Raw genomic sequence first — 19,320 nt, forward strand, 5'->3', positions numbered from 1 at the left:
GTCTCCCCCTTCTACACTATAATACACTAAAGTATCTTGCTTCAGGGTGGGAAAATACCATAGCAGTCACAGATGCTTCTGGCTCCATCATAAATCCTTCTGTTAATGAAATACCTATTTCTTCTGGATGAATAAGGCTAAATAACTTTTCTTGATCTGCAAGTTCTGGACATGCCGGATAACCGAAGGACACACGTATCCCTCTATATTTCGTACGGAAACGTTCTTCCATCGTCAGTTCAGGTGAGTCCGGAATGCCCCAGCGATCACGAATGAGCATATGTGTTTTTTCAGCAAGACCTTCTGCTAGTTCAAGCGCTAACGATTGGATCGCATGGCTGCGTAAATAATCACCCTTCGCCTTCCACTCTTCAGCAATGTCCCGAACACCTTCCCCAACCGTAACAGATAGGAAAGCAACATAGTCCATCTCATCTCCAACTGGTCGTAAATAATCACCTAAAGTACGATATGGTTCTTTTCCTTGTCTTGGGAATGTGAAACGCTCTATAACACGTGTATGATCTTCTGGATCATATATTAAAATGTTTTGTCCGTCACTTTGCGCTGGGAAAAATTGATACACCGCTTTCGGTTTTAACCAAGATTGTCCTTCCTGCAATAATTCGTCTATTAAATCATTTAATTCGTGCGCTTTCTTATCTCCCTCTCGCAAAAGCTTCTTCACATTTCCTTTTAATCCAAGGTGATGTCCAAGTAGCATTTGTCTATTTAAAAATGGAGCGAGATGAAGGGCTGGAATATCACGTAATACAATTCGCTTTGTTGAATCAGGTATCATAACCTCAGCCTTCGGTAACGGTTCAATTACTGCTGGAATTTCTACTTTCTTCTCCTCTTTTTTTACGATATGAAGATGGCGCTCTTTTTTATCTTGTTTCATCTTCTCGCGCTCTTCTTCTTTTTGAAGCTTATTAATAATATCAAGCCCGGTCATCGCATCACTCGCATAGCATACGAGCCCTGTATATGATGGGGAAATACGATTATCTGTAAACTTTCTCGTTAACGCTGCCCCGCCTACAACGATTGGAATATCAATATTTGCCGCTTTTAAATCTTCAGCAGTCGTTACCATTTGTTGCGCTGATTTTACTAATAAACCAGAAAGGCCAATAATGTCAGGCTTCTTTTCTTGTACTTCTTGTACAATTCGATCCGAGCGAACATTGATCCCTAAATTAATAATCTCATATCCGTTATTCGATAAAATAATTTCAACGAGGTTTTTCCCAATATCATGTACGTCACCTTTAACAGTTGCTAATAATACTTTCCCTTTTTTCGCACTCTCGCTAGATTCCATATAGGGCTCTAAATAGCTTACGGCAGCTTTCATACTTTCAGCACTTTGCAATACTTCGGCAACGATAAGCTCATTATTATTAAATAATCGTCCCACCTCATCCATTCCTGTCATAAGTGGGCCATTAATAATATCCAAAGGTTTTCTTCCTTCTGTAAGTGCGAGGCTTAAATCTTCTTGTAGCCCTTGTTTCGTACCTTCTACAATATAATTTGCCAGTCTTTCATCAAGAGTTAATGTTTGTTGGATAACGACATCTTTCTTTTTTGCCGCGCGATAGAAATTTGTAAATTCTTCTAACGTCTCTTGCGTCGTTTCAAAAAGTAATGCATCTGCAAGACGTTTTTCTTCCTCTGGAATTGACGCATACCGTTCTAATTTTTCCGTATTCACAATCGCGTAATCTAATCCTGCTTTCGTTGAATTATATAAAAAGACGGAATTTAATACTTCGCGGCCAGCTGGTGGTAAACCAAATGATATGTTACTTACACCTAAAATCGTTAAACACTCTGGTAATGCTTCTTTAATAAGGCGAATTCCTTCTATCGTCGCCGCCGCTGAACCAATATATTCTTCATCACCTGTCCCTACTGGAAATACAAGTGCATCAAAAATAATATCTGACGGGCGTATACCATATTTCGTCGTCAATAACTCATAACTTCTTTTCGCAATTTCGAGTTTTCGTTCTGCACTAACCGCCATACCATCTTCATCAATTGTTCCTACAACAATAGCAGCACCATATTTCCGAAGAAGCGGTGTCACTTTTTTAAATCGTTCTTCTCCATCTTCTAAATTAATTGAATTAATAACAGCTTTTCCTTGAATATAAGTAAGAGCTCGCTCCATCACATTTTCATCTGTTGAATCAATCATAATTGGTACTTTTAACACTTTCGTAACTTCTGCCAAGAAGTTTTCCATATCTTCTATTTCATCGCGATCAGGATCTGCCATACAAATATCTATAATATGAGCATTTTTCTTCACTTGCGCTCTTGCGACTTCAGCAGCCTCTTCAAATTTCCCTTCTGCTACTAATCGTTTAAATTTACGTGATCCAATAACGTTTGTTCTTTCACCAACAAATAATGGTCTCATAGAGTCATCATATTGCAGTGCCTCTAATCCACTAACCCCGTGTCCAGCTCTTTCGTGGTGTTCACGCGGCTTAAGAGAAGCTAACGCGGATTTCATTGCTTTTATATGTTCTGGTGTTGTGCCACAACAACCACCGATAATATTAACCCATCCTTCTTCAGCAAATCGCTTCACTTTTTCAGCGAGAGAAGATGGAGATTCATGATAATGTCCATCTTCATCAGGAAGACCTGCATTTGGATAACAAGAAATGTAACACTCCGACAAATCAGATAGTGAACGAATATGGTCTCTCATAAACTCCGGACCAGTCGCACAGTTTAATCCAACAGATAATGGCTTCATATGTTCTATCGATAAGTAAAAAGCCTCAATTGTTTGCCCAGCCAGAGTCGTTCCCATCGGTTCGATCGTTCCCGAAATCATAATAGGTACAATTTTATTTAGCTCGTCAAAAGCTGCTTGAATTCCAATATAAGCAGCCTTCACGTTACGCATATCTTGACTCGTCTCAACGAGTAATACATCTACTTCGCCATTCAATAAGCCTCTAGCCTGCCGTGTATAGGCTTCAATTAATTCTTCAAACGTTACACCACCTGTAACACTAATCGCTTTCGTTGTTGGTCCCATTGCTCCCGCAACATATACTTCCTTCCCGCTCGCTTGGACCGCTTGCTTCGCTAAACGTGCTGCCTTCTCATTTAATTCCTCATCTAAATGAGACAACTCATAATCACTTAATACAATATTCGTCGCCCCAAATGTATTTGTTTCAATAATATCCGCTCCAGCTTCAATATAAGCTTTATGAATCTTTAAAATGACATCAGGCCTTGTTTCTACTAAATATTCATTACAACCTTCGTACTCTTCTCCTCCGAAATCTTCCGCAGTTAAGTCCTCTTGCTGAATCATTGTTCCCATTGCACCATCTAATATTAAGATGTTATTTTGTAATTTTTCTTCTATACATTTCATCAATTAATACCTTCTTTCACTTCTTGCTTTTCTCTCACATATTTAACAAGATGTTCTGTAATTTCATATTTTAGAAATGGTGTAATAAGATAAATACCGTTAAAATATTTCATCGCCGCATCGATCAATTCTTGTGAAATGCGAATCCCTTCCTCAATTGCTGCTTCTTTCGTTTCATGTCCATCCATTCTCTCTCTTATTTCTTCAGGTAGAGTAATACCCGGCACCTCAAAATGAAGGAAATCTGCATTCCTTTTACTTATTAATGGCATAACTCCAATAAAAATAGGTTGTTCCAAATGCTTTGTCGCTTCATACACTTCTTCAATTAACGCGATATCATAAATCGGCTGAGTTAAGAAATATTCCGCTCCAGCATCTATTTTCCGTTCCATTCGCTTAACCGCTGCTTTTAAATGCCTTACATGCGGATTAAACGCACCTCCCACTGAAAATCTTGTTGCTGGACCTATTGATTTCCCTAAAATGGAGCGCCCATCGTTCATTTCTTTAATCATTTTAATGAGCTCAATAGAGGACAAATCATATACAGAAGTGGCACCTGGAAAATCACCAACGCGTGCTGGATCACCAGTTAAAGCTAACACTTCTTCCATACCTAACGCTGATAAGCCTAATAAATGAGACTGTAGTCCAATGACGTTATGATCTCTACACGTTAAATGCGTCAATACCGGAATATCGTGCTTCGTTAATAATGCCCCCATTGCCATATTCGAGATGCGAGGCGATGCTAATGAATTATCTGCTAGAGTAATAGCATCTGCCCCAGCTCTTTTCAATGCTCTTGCACCTTCAAAAAATCGCTGCGTATCTAATGTTTTCGGTGGATCTAATTCCACTACTACTGTCGTTTGTTTTTTTGCTTTCTCTGCTAATGTGACATGAGCTTTTGAACGTTTCTCGTGTGTATGAACTACTTTCGGTCTTTGAATCGTATCTTTTTCTATTACAGGTGTAACATTTGCAATTGCACGTTTCATACTTTCAATATGTTCTGGAGTCGTGCCACAACAACCACCCAATAACCGAATACCTTGCTCAATAAATTTCGGTGTCATCGCTTCGAAATAAGCCGGACTCCCTTCATATACGTAACGTCCCTCCACATAATTCGGGAGACCTGCATTTGGATATGCTGACAAGTAGCCATTTTGAGGAATCGATATCATTTTAAAAGCTTCCGTCATGTGAAGTGGCCCTAGTTGGCAGTTCAATCCAACGACATTTGCACCGTAATCTAAAAGCTGTTTTAATATTTCATTTACATCATTTCCATTTTGAGTCGTACCTGCCTCATGTAACGCTAATTGAGCTACAATTGGAATATTCGTTTGTTTTCGTAACACCTGAACAGCATGAAGTAATTCAAACTCATCATAGAAAGTCTCTAATAGCAGTCCATCAACCTGTTCTTCTAGTAATGCACTTGCCTGTTCCAGTAACATAAATTCTCGCTCCATATCAGTTGTCGTAACAGCTCCGATATGTTTCATACCACCAATTGTCCCTAAAATTGCATTTCTATCTGTAACAGATGCTTTCGCAATCTTCACTGCCGCTTTATTAATTTGAACAACTTGATTCTCTAAGCCATACATACGTAATTTCGCTTCATTTGCTCCGTACGTATTTGTTTGAATCACATCTGCCCCAGCAGCTACATATTGTTTATGAATCGATATAATTAAATCTGGATCAGATATATTCAATTCTTCAAAACTACTTTGCAAACCATGTGAATGTAATAATGTCCCAACCGCACCATCGCCTATTACAATTCCTTTTGATAATAAATCTAGTAATTTCACAAATCTCCCTCATTTCTATCAATATAAAAAAACCCCTCTTCACTTTGAAGAGGGGGACATAATCGTTCCTCCTCTTATTATGCAAAACATTCGTTTTGCAGGTATTAGCACCGTTTCAAACATTTCGTTTGAAGGTTGCCGGGTTTCACAGGGCCTTTCCCTCCACCGCTCTCAATAAGAGTTTGTCTTTATTATTTTATTTATGTAGCTAAAAGGAAATACGTTCCCCTTTTAACAATGTTTGTTAATTTTTAAATAAATTTAGCATGCACAAATGCAAAAGTCAATGACACTTGCGGAAAAATAAAAATTATTTAAAATAAAGTTGCAATTCAATTATCTTTTGTTGTAAAGTTAAAAACATAATAAAATTTCATACGAACATTCTTATCTAGAGAGGTAGAGGGACTGGCCCTATGACGCCTCAGCAACCATTAACATTTGTTAATAAGGTGCTAATTCCAGCAAATTGTGAACGATTTGACAGATGAGAAGAAGACTCTATTCAAACCGAAAGCCTTCTTCTTTAGAAGGCTTTTTTTATTTTACATTCACTTAATTGTTAATTTAAAAAGGAGGAATTTTACATGTCAACTATTGAAACAAAACTAGCACAAATCGGAAACCGGAGCGAAACTACAACAGGAACTGTTAACCCACCTGTTTATTTTTCAACTGCTTATCGTCACGAAGGAATTGGTAACTCTACTGGCTTTGACTATTCACGAACTGGCAACCCAACTCGCGGTCTTTTAGAGCAGGCAATTGCAGATTTAGAGTACGGTGAACAAGGTTATGCCTGTAGTTCAGGGATGGCAGCTATTCTCCTCGTCCTTTCCCTATTCCGTTCCGGAGACGAACTTATTGTATCTGAAGATTTATACGGGGGCACTTATCGATTATTTTCTGAGCACGAAAAAAAGTGGAATGTTCGATGTAGATACGTAAATACACAATCTATTAAACAAATTGAGCAAGCTATCACAACTGAAACGAAAGCTATTTTCATAGAAACTCCAACTAATCCGTTAATGCAAGTTACTGATATTGCCGCTGTCGCAACTGTAGCGAAAAGACACGGACTACTTCTTATTGTAGACAACACATTCTATACGCCTTATATACAGCAGCCATTAACAGAAGGTGCCGACATTGTACTTCATAGCGCAACGAAATATTTAGGGGGACATAACGATGTCCTAAGCGGACTTGTCGTTGCAAAAGGAAAGGAACTTTGTGAGGAAATCGCTCATTATCATAATGCCTCTGGTGCGGTCTTAAGTCCATTTGACTCATGGCTATTAATTCGTGGTATGAAAACGTTAGCGCTTCGCATGAGACAACATGAAGAAAATGCAAAAGCAGTTGTTGCTTATTTAAATGATGAAGACGGGGTGACAGATGTATTTTATCCTGGAAGAGGTGGCATGATCTCATTTCGTCTGAAAGATGAAACATGGATTAATCCATTCTTACAATCTTTATCCTTAATTACATTTGCTGAAAGTCTTGGTGGTGTTGAAAGTTTAATGACGTATCCAGCAACGCAAACACACGCTGATATTCCTGAAGAAATCAGAACAGCAAACGGTGTATGTAATCGTCTTCTGCGATTTTCCGTTGGCATTGAAAATAGTAACGATTTAATTCAAGACTTAAAGCAAGCCATTAAAATTGTAAAAGCAGGTGTAAGAATATGAGTTATTCTATAGATACACTCTTACTGCACAACCAATATAAACATGACTCGCAAACAGGAGCTGTTAACGTTCCCATCTATAATACATCAACATTCCACCAGTTTGATGTAGATACGTTCGGAAAATATGACTATAGTCGCTCTGGTAATCCAACTCGTGAAGCTCTGGAAGATATCATTGCTTTATTAGAAGGAGGAACAAAGGGATTTGCCTTCGCATCAGGAATTGCAGCGATTTCTACTGCATTCCTCCTTCTTTCACAAGGCGATCACGTACTCATTTCAGAAGACGTATACGGAGGGACTTACCGAATTATAACTGAAGTGCTCTCCCGTTACGGTGTGTCACATACATTTGTTGATATGACAAATTTAGAAGAAATAAAGCAAAACATTAAGCCAAATACAAAACTCTTTTATGTGGAAACACCCTCTAATCCACTTTTAAAAGTGACAGATATTCGTGCTGTTTCTAAACTTGCAAAATCTATTGACGCCCTTACTTTTGTTGATAATACATTTTTGACACCACTATTCCAGAAACCACTTGATTTTGGCGCCGATGTCGTTCTTCATAGTGCCACAAAATTCATTGCCGGTCATAGTGATGTTACTGCCGGATTAGCGGTTGTAAAAGATGCCGAACTCGCTCAAAAACTTGGATTTTTACAAAATGCATTCGGCGCTATTTTAGGTCCTCAAGATTGTTCTCTCGTACTTCGCGGTCTAAAAACATTGCATGTACGTCTTGAGCATTCAGCTGCAAACGCCAATAAAATTGCACATTATTTACAAGAGCACGCTAAAGTTAAAAATGTCTATTATCCTGGCTTACAAACACATCTTGGATTTGATATTCAACAATCTCAAGCTACATCAGCTGGAGCTGTCCTATCTTTCACTTTACAATCAGAAGACGCACTCCGCCAATTTTTATCAAAAGTAAAATTACCTGTCTTTGCAGTTAGTTTAGGGGCTGTCGAATCGATTCTTTCCTACCCAGCTAAAATGTCCCATGCAGCACTGTCGCAAGAAGCTCGTGATGAAAGAGGGATTTCTAATTCATTACTTCGGTTATCCGTCGGCCTTGAAAATGTTGACGATTTAATATCCGATTTTGAAAATGCCCTTTCTTATGTAGAAGAACCTGTAAATGCATAGAACGAACAGAAGATATGAAATTAAGTTTTCATATCTTCTTTTTTATGCCGTTAAGTATATTTTTCACTTTTCGTATAGTTCATAAAAAAACGAAAGAGCACCATCTATTTCTAAATAATGAATTAATTGATATATTAAGAAGTAAAAAAAGGGGCAAAAATAATGGATACCTGTGCAGATGTTTTAATCGTTATCGATTTACAAAATGGAGTATGTTATAGCGAAGAGCATTTATTCGATTTACAAAATTTACTTACAAAAGTAAATAAAAGAATTTCTTCATACAGAAAATCAAATACACCAATCATTTTTATTCAACATTGTGATGATGATTTAGTACCCGAAAAAGAACTTTGGGCTATTCATGCTGATCTAGATGTTCAGGAACAAGATTTTTTTGTAAGAAAAACACATGCCAATTCATTTTATAAAACAAACTTGAAAGAGATTTTAGAACAATTATCTGTACACCGTATTGAATTTTGTGGTGCCCAAACAGAGTACTGTATGGATGCTACGATTAAATTTTCCCATGGACTAGAATACGAAAACTTCATGGTACAGAAAGCAACCTCTACGTTAAATAATCCGTTTATGTCCGCAAAAGAGACAATTGATTTTTATGAGAACATATGGAACCACAGATTTTTAAAGCTGATAAAAGATGAACTCTAGAATACATAACTACTTTCTTGGTAATTCTAAAATTTATCAGCTATACTCAAATATTTTGTTATCACCATAAAGAAGCTAACTACATTCAGCTTCTTTTCTTTTAACCTGTTTTATATTCTATATATAGCATTATAATTCCTTTTTCTTATTATTTTAAAAATTTTGTATATTCATTTGAAAGAATAAGAAAATCATGATAAAATTGTGTTACAAATATATCTATATCTTTCAATTTTTAAAACGCATCGAAATTTTCACCCAAAAGTGTCATTTTACAAAACCGTGCAAATTTATCTACTTTATTTACATCAGGGTCTCTTTTCTTACAATTTCTTTACTTTAGGAATTTTTTTCTGCAACAACTGTTTTCTTTTCTTTAATTTTTTGGTATGTATAGTATGGTATAACAGCTCACACGGAGGTGGAAAAGAACATGTTAGAAACCTTTCAAAAAGAAATAGAACTATATGAAAGCAATGCAGAATTATTGAAAGTACTTGCTCATCCTGTTCGCTTATGTATTGTAAAAGGATTAATTGAACGTGGTCCAAGCAACGTTTCTACAATGTACACTGGCTTAAACATGCCACAATCTACAATTTCACAGCATTTAGCAAAATTAAAAAGTGCTAAAATCGTTTCAAGTGAAAGAAAAGGATTGGAAATTTATTACAAAGTAGAAAACGAGACAATTATTCAACTCGTTCGCGTATTATTAGGTTAAGAGCTCATAAACAGAGAAAAAGGGCGTATTTTATATTTTTCATCTCATATCTTTAATATAAATATATATCATGAGAGGAAATATATGATGCTACATAATTAAAAAGTCGTATTAAAAAACAAGACACAGAAATATGCTGTGTCTTGTTTTTTTATATTTTCAAATACTGATCCAAGTGTAACTGTTGCATATGTTTCGTATGTATCACAACATCAAATGCACTCCCTAATCCTCCGCTCGAAATCATAGAACGAACTGCACGATTTTGTTTTTGAGTTTCAGAAAAAGGATTTCGATCTTGGTGACCCGTAAGCTGATCTAATATTCCTGCTGCTAACAAAAACTCCGATTGCTTCTTATGCCATACTATATTCATGCCTTGCAGGCTAAACATCTCTTTCAGTTCGTCCCAATGAATATGAGTAGTAAGATCCATTTCACCTGGATGCGCTAAAGGATTACGAATTAACTTATGCTCGTAATATCCTCGTAAACTTCCTTCTTGATGTGCAGGATGCATCCATTCTTCTTTTGTGTATCCATAATCAACGGTAATACATACACCTCGTTGAAACCATTTCGCAATTTCTTCTATATACTCTTCCATCGCAAGTGGCACTTCAAAACGCTGACCTTCAGCAAGATAAATATTGTATTTCAATAAGTATCGACCAATGCTTTTCTGTAGCGGTCTACATACTTCTGCGAGTTTCCCTTCCTCTGTGTACGTAACACGTACTTCATATAATATTCCATTTCTCTTCTCAATTACTTCAACAGGAAATGCATCAAATAACTCATTCGAAAAAAGAATCCCTTCGAACGATTCTCCCATTTCACTATGCGACGTATAATACGACACATTAGAAAACGAACAAAGATTTTTCTGCTGTAAGTTTCTATGAAAAGGGCTCATTTCAATCATTGAATAGTTTAAATCAATAAAGGTTTCTGGGGATACTTGCTTCCACTCTTGTAAAACATCATAGGCAAACCTTCCTGTCCCCCCACCAATCTCACAAATATTCGGAGCAACTTCACCATTTTCAACAAGACGAATAAAAAACTTAGCAAATGTTTTTGCAAAAACAGAGGATACGTTGCTACTTGTAAAAAAATCCCCCTGTCTTCCAATTTTTTCACGTTCCTTCATATAATAGCCATGTCCCTCTGTGTACAATACGAGATTCATATACGTACTATATGAAATTGAATAATCCTTCTCTTTCCCCATCCATTCTTTTAAAATGAGCTCCATCTCCATACTAGCTCCTTACTGTAAAAATGGATTATTTTCTTTTTCAAAACCAATGCTTGTTTCTGGACCATGTCCACATAGCACCGCTGTTTCATCTGGTAATACAAATAATTTTTCTTCAATACTTCCAATCAATTCAGCAAAACTTCCACCGGGTAAATCTGTTCTTCCGATGCTCATTTGGAACAATACATCTCCAGAAAATACAGCATTCGCCTCTTTACAATAATAAGAAATACTGCCTGGAGAATGTCCTGGCGTCTCAAAAATCTCAAAATTAAATGAACCAATTGCTAATGCACCTTCTGTATCAATAATATGATCTGCTGGTTTTGCTGTAATACTGCGATTCATCATAAAAATTTGAGAGCCATTTACAGTTGCATCGCCTAACCAATCTGCTTCTTCTTTATGTACGTACACAGGAATATGAAAAGCGTCTCTTACCGCGTCAACAGCACCAATATGATCAAAGTGAGCATGTGTTAATAAAACAGCCAGTGGCTTTAATTGTTCTTCTTGTAAATATGTAACGAGCTTCTCTCCTTCGTGACCAGGATCAAAGATAATACACTCATTTTGATTATTCTTTAAAATATAAGCATTCGTTTGTAATGGGCCTAACGGCATTTGTATCCATTTCATATGAAAATCTCCTCCAATTATTAAACTTACTTTCAATGATACAACATTTTTTTCTCTTAGGAAAAGAAAGGATGCTATCTCGACAATCATTTTTAAAACATGTACAATATAAAAGAGTTAATATTCTAAAAACTCATATTAAGGAATGGGTAGACAGAGGAGGATATTGTATGGGCCTTGTTATTATTTTTGCGCTAGTCACTCTGTTAGCTGTATTCGCTACGCTTAGAACTCTTCGCGAAAAAAACTTATTCGCGGGCGGCTTTGCAATTGCAACTGTACTCGTTTTCGGATGGTTTACGATCATGACTGTTCTATATAACGGGTACCCACCGGCAGCTTAATTCATTTACATGTTATTCTTCATCAAGATTTCACACAAAAAGAGGAAGGGTTTCCCCTTCCTCTTTTCATATTTCACAACTTATACCATCTTCGCTTCGTATTTGTGCTTTTTTACAAGCCAAGCTCCTCCGATAACACCTGCATCATTACCAAGTATTGCAATCGCTAACTTTGTGCTCTTTACAGCACGTGAGAAAGCATATTGCTCGAAATAACGTTGAATTGGCTCTAATAGTGCATCTCCAGCTTTAGACACGCCCCCGCCAATAACAATTTTCTCTGGGTTCAACGTACTAGCAAGGTTCGCTACAGCTAACCCTAAATAAGAAGCTACTTTTTCTACTACTTCGCCTGCTAGCTCGTCACCTTGTCCAAGTGCTTCAAACACATCTTTTGATGTAATACGCCCTTCTTCTGCTAACATAGAACGTAGAACACTCTCTTTATTAGTCTCTTGTATTTTTTGCATAGCAACACGCACAATACCCGTTGCAGATGCTACAGTTTCTAAGCAACCAGACTTCCCGCAATTACATGGGAAAGCATTCTCTGTAACTACTGTAATATGTCCAATCTCACCAGCAGCTCCGCTTACGCCGTGTACAATCTCACCATTGGCGATTACACCACCACCAACACCAGTGCCAAGTGTCATACAGATTAAATCTTTTGCTCCTTCACCAGCACCTTTCCACATTTCACCAAGCGCTGCCAAGTTTGCATCATTATCAATAACAACAGGTAATCCTGTTTCTACTTCTAATAAATCTTTTAACGGATAGTTTTTCCATCCTAAATTGACCGCTTCATAAATCATTCCAGACGCCACGTGTACAGGACCAGGAGCTCCCATACCAATACCGATTAACTTGCTTTTCAATTCACCTAACTCTTCTAACTTTTTATCAATAGCTTTCGCTACATCAAGCGTAATATGTTTTCCTTGCTCATTTGTATTCGTAGGGATTTCCCACTTATGTAAAATTTCACCGTACACATTAATAAATGCTACTTTAATTGTTGTACCACCAAGGTCAACCCCAACTAACCATTTCTCTTCCATGTTGCTTACCTACCTTTATCTAATTCTTATTTAGCTCTTTTTGAATTTCTTGCTTCAATAAAAATAAAGCTGTTTGATAGTCTTGTGGATCGATTAACTGTGATTGATTTAATTCACGCAATTCATCTTGCATTAATTGTAAATCTGCAATTCGATCACCCGTATAAATAATCGTACCAAATTTCTTTAGCAATTGCTGAATATCATAAATAGATACCATTTTATCACCCTCTATGCTCACTTACTATAAAAAATTATAATAAGAAAACGTTCACATATTTTATTATAATCAAGAAGAAAAAGTCTCGTCAATTTTTATTTGTCTATACAAGCCCATTTTTAACCATTGTTCCTTTTTCTGTAATAATTTTTTCTACGTTTTTATCAAACGGCTCTACTGGAATATGTTCGACTATTTGAAAACTATAAGCTAATGATAGCGTTTTCCCTTTATAATGCACGAGATAACGATCATAATACCCACCGCCATATCCAATCCGTTCTCCTCGCTCTGTATAAGCTACACCTGGCACGATTTGAAGATCAATGTCATCTGCATTCACTTCTTCCGTACACGCTGGAATTGGTTCACGTAAATTCATATACACTGTTTCTAATTGATCAAAATTACTAATTTGCCGGAAAGACATTGTTCGTGTTCCTTTATTACACTTTGGAACAACAACTTGCTTTCCTTCTTCCCAAGCTTTTTCGATAATAGAATATGTATTCACTTCATTTTCTATTGAGAGAGTGATTCCAATTGTTTTAGCTTCAGCCCACTCTTTTTGCACATACAACGAAAATGCAATTTGCTCTGATAAAGTTGTATACCGTTCTTCTGATAAAGAATTCATGTGCTCTATTATTTGTTTACGTAAACGTACTTTCTCTTCTCTCACACATTTTCCCCCTCACAGTGATACTTTGCTCTACGATGATAGTGTATCACTTTTAACAGAGGAATCGAATAAAAAAAGAAACAGTAGGAAAATATTCCTACTGCTTACTTTGTTTCACGGTGTAACGTAGACTTCTTGTCACGCTTGCAATACTTTTTAAGCTCGATACGCTCAGCGTTGTTACGTTTGTTTTTCTTTGAGATATAGTTACGATCTCCGCATTCTGTACATGCTAGAGTAATATTCACACGCATTCTTATTCCCTCCAGTACTAATAACTTAAATCAGACTATACTATAATACCACTTTTAAAATAAAAATTCTACACCTTTTGATATTGTCTAATTTTTTCTATAAGATTTTTCATGTTTTCCCTTGCTATCACTGGGTTTCTGGCATGCGAATACACTAAAAATTTCGGTTGTTTTGTGTCAGAAACGATATAAGACCACTCTTTTTCGGTATATTTGAACTGTATTCCTTCAAATATACCTTCTTCCTTTCTTTCTATATCAGCCAATAATTTCCTCATTACTTTCCCTTTTTCATTCCATGAACATACAACTTCATCACAAAGTAGATAGAGTGGAGGTGATTGCTCTACTATGCTGAGAAATGTTTTTCCCTGCAATGCTATTAGCTCGAATAATTTTCCAATTCGATATAAAATATCTCGTTTCCATCTCGCTTGAAACGACTTTTTTTCATCCTGCGTATAAAATAGAAGGTAACATTCTCCTAATTTCAAAGACATCGGGTAAATATTCCCTGCCGATTCAAGTAATAAATCTGGAATATCTACCTCTTCAAAATCTGTTCCTTGGTAAATATTACTATGATTATCATATAACTCGAAATAATTTCCTTGCTCCGAAAACATAAGTGCCATATTTGCTTTACTTGATTTCATCAAGGCTTTCACATGATCCTTTTGTTCGCCCGCATAAATCCATGTAATTGTGCATCCGAGCCTTTGTAAAAAGAGCATAAGTAAATGTTGTAACATATCATTGCTCTTATTAATAAGGAGATGAAACTTTTGTTTTTGTATTTTCTCCACATCAATGCGCTCTAATACAGCCTCTATATAATCATGTAAAGAAACGTGGACTAGCTTATTCCGCCCCATTTCTTTCTCACATACGTAATAAAACGACTCAGACATATATACTTGTTCTATCGCTTTTTGCTGCTTATACGTTAATTGTACCCCATCCTTACCATATAACTTTATCACAACCTCTTTTTCATTTTCCACTTGAATGAAAACCCCACCAGCACATTGTAAATCCTGAATGCTATACTGAAAAAGCGATTCGTTCATTTCTTTGCATTCCATCGTATGAACCCCAATACCATGAATCGCATGAAGAAAGAGATTTTTATAAGAAGTCGTTTCTATATGTTCTTGACTCCCAATTAATATACTTTCCCCTTTCGCAAAAAGGGACCCGTACGCCATTGCAACCTTTACAATAAATTGAGGAGTGATCTCAACATTACCTCTTCCTACAATGCGGCTTTTTTGCAGCCATCCTGCACTCTTTTCACTTTCTTGAACACCAGCCGACCCTACTACCGAATAGCTGTCAATCGCCTTATATGGCCATAGTTTTCCCTTTTGCTTAATTACCGTACTTTTCCCTATATGACAATGATCCGCTACAATGCTTTTTTGAAACAGTGTAACGTCATCTTCCACCATTGTATGCTCTCCTATTGTCGTTTCTAATAGCTCGCAATACTGCCCAATGTGCGCATTTGCAAAAACAATACTTTTTTGAAGATGAGAATAACTTGAAACAATACTATTTTTTCCGATAATAGAGTACGGTTCAATTACAGCTCCAGCACCAATCTTTACTCCTTCTCCAATAAAAGACGGACCGTGAATTTTCGTTCCTTTTCCTATCGTCACACCTTCTCCCATCCATACCATCGGCAATACTTCCGTATAAGGAATTGGTACTTGCAATTTTTTCGTTAACAAATCAAATTGCGCTTGTCGATATTGATCAAATGTACCGATATCTAACCAATAACCTTCTGACAAATATGCAAATAATGCGTTCTTATTTGCCAATAACGGAAACACATCTTGACTGAAATCAAAAAATTCTCGGGGCGGTATGTAAGAAAAAATTTCTGGCTCCATAATATATATACCTGTATTCACAATATTAGAGACTACTTCATTCCAGCTCGGTTTTTCTATATATCGTGTAACCTCTTGTTCTTTGTTCATTACAACTAAACCGAATGAGAGTGGGTTTTCTACTTCCTTTACAAACATAGTTACCATTCTTTTCTTTTGTTCATGAAACATAATTCCTTCTGATAATTGAAAATCAGTTAACGCATCCCCGCTTATCACAACAAACGTTTCATCTAAAAATGTTTCCGCTTGTTTAATACTCCCTGCGGTTCCAAGCGGTGGAGAGTCTTCAAAGTAGTACAAGTTAACGCCCCATTTGCTACCGTCACCAAAATATTGCTTAATTGCTGTACTCATATACTGAATAGTAATTGCAATTTCACGAATACCATGCTGACGTAATAATTCAATATTGTATTCCAAAACTGGCTTTTCTAATAATGGCAACATCGGCTTTGGAGTATTACATGTTAATGGTCTAAGGCGTCGTCCTTTTCCTCCAGCTAAAATAACCCCCTTCATATACTTCAGCCTCCACTTATATAATGTTAAGTAACTTCATATACGATATGTATATTATCTACCCCGCATTAACTAGCAGTATAAAATGAAACTTTAATTAGTAGGGGTTTTTGCGCATCCCCCACTGATTATTAGCCTTGACCACTCGACTCGAGCTTTTACAGGCAGTAAAACTCCCTATATACATGTACATTTTAAATACCACGAAAGAAAGCGCTTACTATTGACTCGGTAAAGTATTACTTATTAAATGAACAACATATGTGTCCTATTTTTTCCATTACATTATGATACATCTTATCATCATAAACTAAAGGAAACAACGAGCTTTTTTTGTCATGTTTTGACTAAAAAAGGCAGGTGATGTTTCACCTGCCTTTTTTCTTTATTTATTTATTCATTTAATAAGTAATGCTTTCCTTTTACTAAATAAAAAACATTTTCAGCAATATTTGTAATATGATCTGCTACACGCTCGATATATCTCGCCACAAAGGATAATTGTGTAATTTGTGTAATTGCTTCTGGTTGTTCTGGAACTGAAGATATAAATTCACGAATCGCTTTCCCATATATTTCATCAACTGAATCATCCATTTCGGCAATTTGTTTCGCAAAAGTTAAATTTTCTTGCTCATATGCTTCTAGCGCTAACTGTAGCATCTTATTTGCAATTGCAAACATTTCATCAAGATTGTGCAAACTAACAACCACCTCTTTTTCCCCAAGACGAATTGTTGATTTCGCAATATTAACAGCATGATCTGCAATACGCTCTAAATCTGTCGCTGTTTTAATTGAAATGAAAATCCTTCTTAAATCACTTGCTACAGGTTGCTGCTTCGTAATAAGCATAAGCGCAAGATCATTTATTTCCTCTTCTAAATTATCCATACGATAATCACCATCTATTACCTCTAACGCTTTCTCTACATCCCTTTTATGAAGACCTTCCATAGCAAACAATAAAGCTTCCCTCGCTAGCTCTCCAAGCTCAATCACCTTTTGCTGTAACATTTTTAAATCACATTGAAACTGTTCTCTTACCATTGTTTCTTCCCCCTCAATATTATGTGCCATTATATAGATCTCCTACCTAGCCTACTTGTAATAAACCTTAAGATAGGAGAAGCATTACTTCTCTAATTAAATGAGGTAAAAATAAGAAATACCCTCTGTTAAGAGGGTATTTACTCTTATCCTTGCAAAGATATCAACCGAATCGGCCTGTAATATAATCTTCTGTACGCTTATCTGAAGGTGTCGTAAATAATTTATTTGTATCTGTATATTCCACAACTTCTCCACTTAAGAAGAAAGCAGTTTTGTCTGAAATACGTGCTGCTTGTTGCATGTTATGCGTTACGATCACAATACTAAAGTCTTTCTTTAACTCTTGAATTAATTCTTCTACTTTTAATGTTGAAATTGGATCTAGTGCCGATGTTGGCTCATCCATTAAAATAACGTCTGGTTCAATTGCTAAACAACGTGCGATACATAGACGCTGTTGCTGTCCACCAGATAAACCGTATGCATTATCATGCAAACGATCTTTTAACTCATCCCAAATCGCTGCTCCACGTAAACTTTTTTCAACAATTTCATCCAATGTTTTCTTATCACGAATACCATGAATTTTCGGTCCATATGCTACATTTTCATAAATAGATTTCGGAAATGGATTTGGCTTTTGGAACACCATTCCCACATGAGTTCTTAATTCTTCAACTGGGTATGATTTTTCAAATATATTGCGCTCTCTATATTCAATTACACCTGTAGTTCGCACGATTGGTACTAACTCTACCATACGATTTAATGTTTTTAAGTACGTGGATTTACCACAACCACTTGGCCCGATAATTGCTGTAACTTCATTCTCATGAATGCTTAAGTTAATATCTTTTAAAGCATGGTCTTCTCCGTACCATAAATTTAAGTTTTTCGTATCAAATACTACTTTCTTTGGTGCAGTCTCGATTTTCTCCTCGTTTTTCACCTGTACATTTACTACTGTTGCTACCATTTGAATTCCCCTTTCATCCATTTCCAACTTATTTTCGATTTCGTAACCATAAGACAAATATATTGATAAAGAGTAATAAACCTAACAAAACAATCATCCCAGCAGCTGCTACGTACTGAAATTCTTCTTGCGGTCTACTCATCCAATTAAAAATTTGAATTGGTAAAACTGTAAATCTATCAAACATACTAAATGGAACATAATTTGCAAATGCAAGTGCCCCAATAACTAATAGCGGTGCCGCTTCTCCAATCGCCCTTGATATCGCTAACGTACAACCCGTTATAATTCCTGGGAAAGCAGATGGCAATACAATTTGATACATCGTTTGCCACTTCGTAGCACCTAATCCGTAAGAGGCTTCTAATAATGAACTTGGTACAGATCGTATCGCTTCTTGACTCGCTACAACAACTGTCGGTAAAACGAGTAAACTCATCGTCAGTGCCGCCGCAATAATACTCTCACCTAAATGAAGAGCATATACAAAAATAGTTAAGCCGAGTAATCCAAATACAACGGACGGTACTCCTGCTAACGTTTGATTATTAATTTCTATTACCTTTTTAAATATAGATTCCTTCGCATATTGCTCCAAATAAAGAGCAGTTCCAACTCCAAATATAAAGGAAACTGGTATAACAATACTCATAAATAATATTGTTCCTGACAAAGCTGCAGCAATCCCAGCTTCTTTCGGATTACGCGAAGCGAAGTTTGTAAAGAAATCTAACGAAAGGTAACTTATACCTTTTTCAAAAATTTGAAAAAGTAAAATAAGCAGTATTATGATTGAAAACAAAATTGCTATATAAAATAACAACTTGTAAACTCGGTCTTTTAAAAAACGTGATGCCATATTTTCTTGTATTTTTTTATGATTCAACATTCGCAT

General features: G+C 36.3%; 17 protein-coding genes and 2 riboswitches. Of the genes, 5 read left to right on the forward strand and 12 right to left on the reverse strand.

The annotated features are described in order from the left end of the window. Positions 1-16 precede the first annotated feature (16 nt). Both metH and J0835_RS20870 read right to left on the reverse strand, forming a co-directional pair. Entirely contained in the window at positions 17-3,415 is a 3,399-nt protein-coding gene (gene metH / locus J0835_RS20865) for a methionine synthase (protein WP_087981940.1), read from the reverse strand. Further along, positions 3,415-5,247 carry a bifunctional homocysteine S-methyltransferase/methylenetetrahydrofolate reductase gene (locus J0835_RS20870; RefSeq protein WP_087981941.1) on the reverse strand — a complete coding sequence of 611 codons (1,833 nt, stop codon included), beginning with the start codon at positions 5,245-5,247 and terminating at the stop codon, positions 3,415-3,417. Before J0835_RS20870 ends, metH begins: the two co-directional genes overlap by 1 nt. 71 nt (positions 5,248-5,318) lie before the next feature. Continuing rightward, positions 5,319-5,428, reverse strand: a riboswitch (SAM riboswitch). 203 nt (positions 5,429-5,631) lie between these two features. After that, positions 5,632-5,741, forward strand: a riboswitch (SAM riboswitch). 93 nt (positions 5,742-5,834) lie between these two features. Here J0835_RS20870 and metI point away from each other — a divergent pair. From metI to J0835_RS20890, 4 genes are all read left to right on the forward strand, one after another. Continuing rightward, on the forward strand, positions 5,835-6,947 hold the full coding sequence (gene metI, locus J0835_RS20875) for a cystathionine gamma-synthase/O-acetylhomoserine thiolyase (protein WP_087981943.1): 1,113 nt from the start codon (positions 5,835-5,837) through the stop codon (positions 6,945-6,947). Further along, the gene (gene metC / locus J0835_RS20880) at positions 6,944-8,107 is read left to right on the forward strand and encodes a cystathionine beta-lyase (RefSeq protein WP_087981945.1); all 1,164 of its coding nucleotides are present in this window, start codon (positions 6,944-6,946) and stop codon (positions 8,105-8,107) included. The genes metI and metC overlap by 4 nt, the downstream gene beginning before the upstream one ends. A gap of 162 nt (positions 8,108-8,269) precedes the next feature. Beyond that, positions 8,270-8,782: a cysteine hydrolase family protein gene (locus J0835_RS20885; RefSeq protein WP_087981947.1), complete on the forward strand. Its 513-nt coding sequence runs from the start codon at positions 8,270-8,272 to the stop codon at positions 8,780-8,782. 433 nt (positions 8,783-9,215) lie between these two features. Then, positions 9,216-9,506 carry an ArsR/SmtB family transcription factor gene (locus tag J0835_RS20890; RefSeq protein ID WP_000894375.1) on the forward strand — a complete coding sequence of 97 codons (291 nt, stop codon included), beginning with the start codon at positions 9,216-9,218 and terminating at the stop codon, positions 9,504-9,506. 151 nt (positions 9,507-9,657) lie between these two features. Here J0835_RS20890 and J0835_RS20895 read toward each other — a convergent pair whose 3' ends face one another. Together J0835_RS20895 and J0835_RS20900 are read right to left on the reverse strand one after the other, a co-directional pair. Further along, on the reverse strand, positions 9,658-10,770 hold the full coding sequence (locus J0835_RS20895; protein ID WP_087981949.1) for a class I SAM-dependent methyltransferase: 1,113 nt from the start codon (positions 10,768-10,770) through the stop codon (positions 9,658-9,660). A 9-nt stretch (positions 10,771-10,779) separates the two neighbouring features. Further along, positions 10,780-11,409 carry an MBL fold metallo-hydrolase gene (locus tag J0835_RS20900; protein WP_087981951.1) on the reverse strand — a complete coding sequence of 210 codons (630 nt, stop codon included), beginning with the start codon at positions 11,407-11,409 and terminating at the stop codon, positions 10,780-10,782. 170 nt (positions 11,410-11,579) lie between these two features. Between J0835_RS20900 and J0835_RS20905 the strand changes: the two genes are divergently transcribed. Then, positions 11,580-11,753 carry a DUF2759 domain-containing protein gene (locus J0835_RS20905; RefSeq protein ID WP_000524847.1) on the forward strand — a complete coding sequence of 58 codons (174 nt, stop codon included), beginning with the start codon at positions 11,580-11,582 and terminating at the stop codon, positions 11,751-11,753. An 80-nt stretch (positions 11,754-11,833) separates the two neighbouring features. Here the strand turns inward: J0835_RS20905 and glcK are convergent, their stop codons facing one another. The 8 genes from glcK to pstA form a co-directional block, all read right to left on the reverse strand. After that, positions 11,834-12,817 carry a glucokinase gene (gene glcK / locus J0835_RS20910; protein WP_087981952.1) on the reverse strand — a complete coding sequence of 328 codons (984 nt, stop codon included), beginning with the start codon at positions 12,815-12,817 and terminating at the stop codon, positions 11,834-11,836. Positions 12,818-12,836: 19 nt separating this feature from the next. Then, positions 12,837-13,037, reverse strand: coding sequence for a YqgQ family protein (locus tag J0835_RS20915; RefSeq protein ID WP_000253699.1), 201 nt, complete (start codon positions 13,035-13,037; stop codon positions 12,837-12,839). 103 nt (positions 13,038-13,140) lie between these two features. Continuing rightward, positions 13,141-13,719 (reverse strand): 5-formyltetrahydrofolate cyclo-ligase, encoded by a 579-nt coding sequence (locus J0835_RS20920; protein WP_087981954.1) that lies wholly within the window; start codon positions 13,717-13,719, stop codon positions 13,141-13,143. 104 nt (positions 13,720-13,823) lie between these two features. Then, complete coding sequence (rpmG, locus tag J0835_RS20925) at positions 13,824-13,973, reverse strand: 50S ribosomal protein L33 (RefSeq protein ID WP_001265616.1); 150 nt, start codon at positions 13,971-13,973, stop codon at positions 13,824-13,826. A 68-nt stretch (positions 13,974-14,041) separates the two neighbouring features. Further along, complete coding sequence (locus J0835_RS20930; RefSeq protein WP_087981956.1) at positions 14,042-16,396, reverse strand: sugar phosphate nucleotidyltransferase; 2,355 nt, start codon at positions 16,394-16,396, stop codon at positions 14,042-14,044. Between the two features lie 393 nt (positions 16,397-16,789). Then, complete coding sequence (gene phoU / locus J0835_RS20935; RefSeq protein WP_087982734.1) at positions 16,790-17,446, reverse strand: phosphate signaling complex protein PhoU; 657 nt, start codon at positions 17,444-17,446, stop codon at positions 16,790-16,792. A 163-nt stretch (positions 17,447-17,609) separates the two neighbouring features. After that, on the reverse strand, positions 17,610-18,425 hold the full coding sequence (gene pstB, locus J0835_RS20940; protein ID WP_000226689.1) for a phosphate ABC transporter ATP-binding protein: 816 nt from the start codon (positions 18,423-18,425) through the stop codon (positions 17,610-17,612). A 28-nt stretch (positions 18,426-18,453) separates the two neighbouring features. After that, positions 18,454-19,320 (reverse strand): phosphate ABC transporter permease PstA, encoded by an 867-nt coding sequence (gene pstA / locus J0835_RS20945; RefSeq protein WP_087981958.1) that lies wholly within the window; start codon positions 19,318-19,320, stop codon positions 18,454-18,456.

Origin of the sequence: Bacillus cereus group sp. Sample62 (genome assembly GCF_036851315.1) — a bacterium.
Lineage (GTDB): Bacteria > Bacillota > Bacilli > Bacillales > Bacillaceae_G > Bacillus_A > Bacillus_A wiedmannii.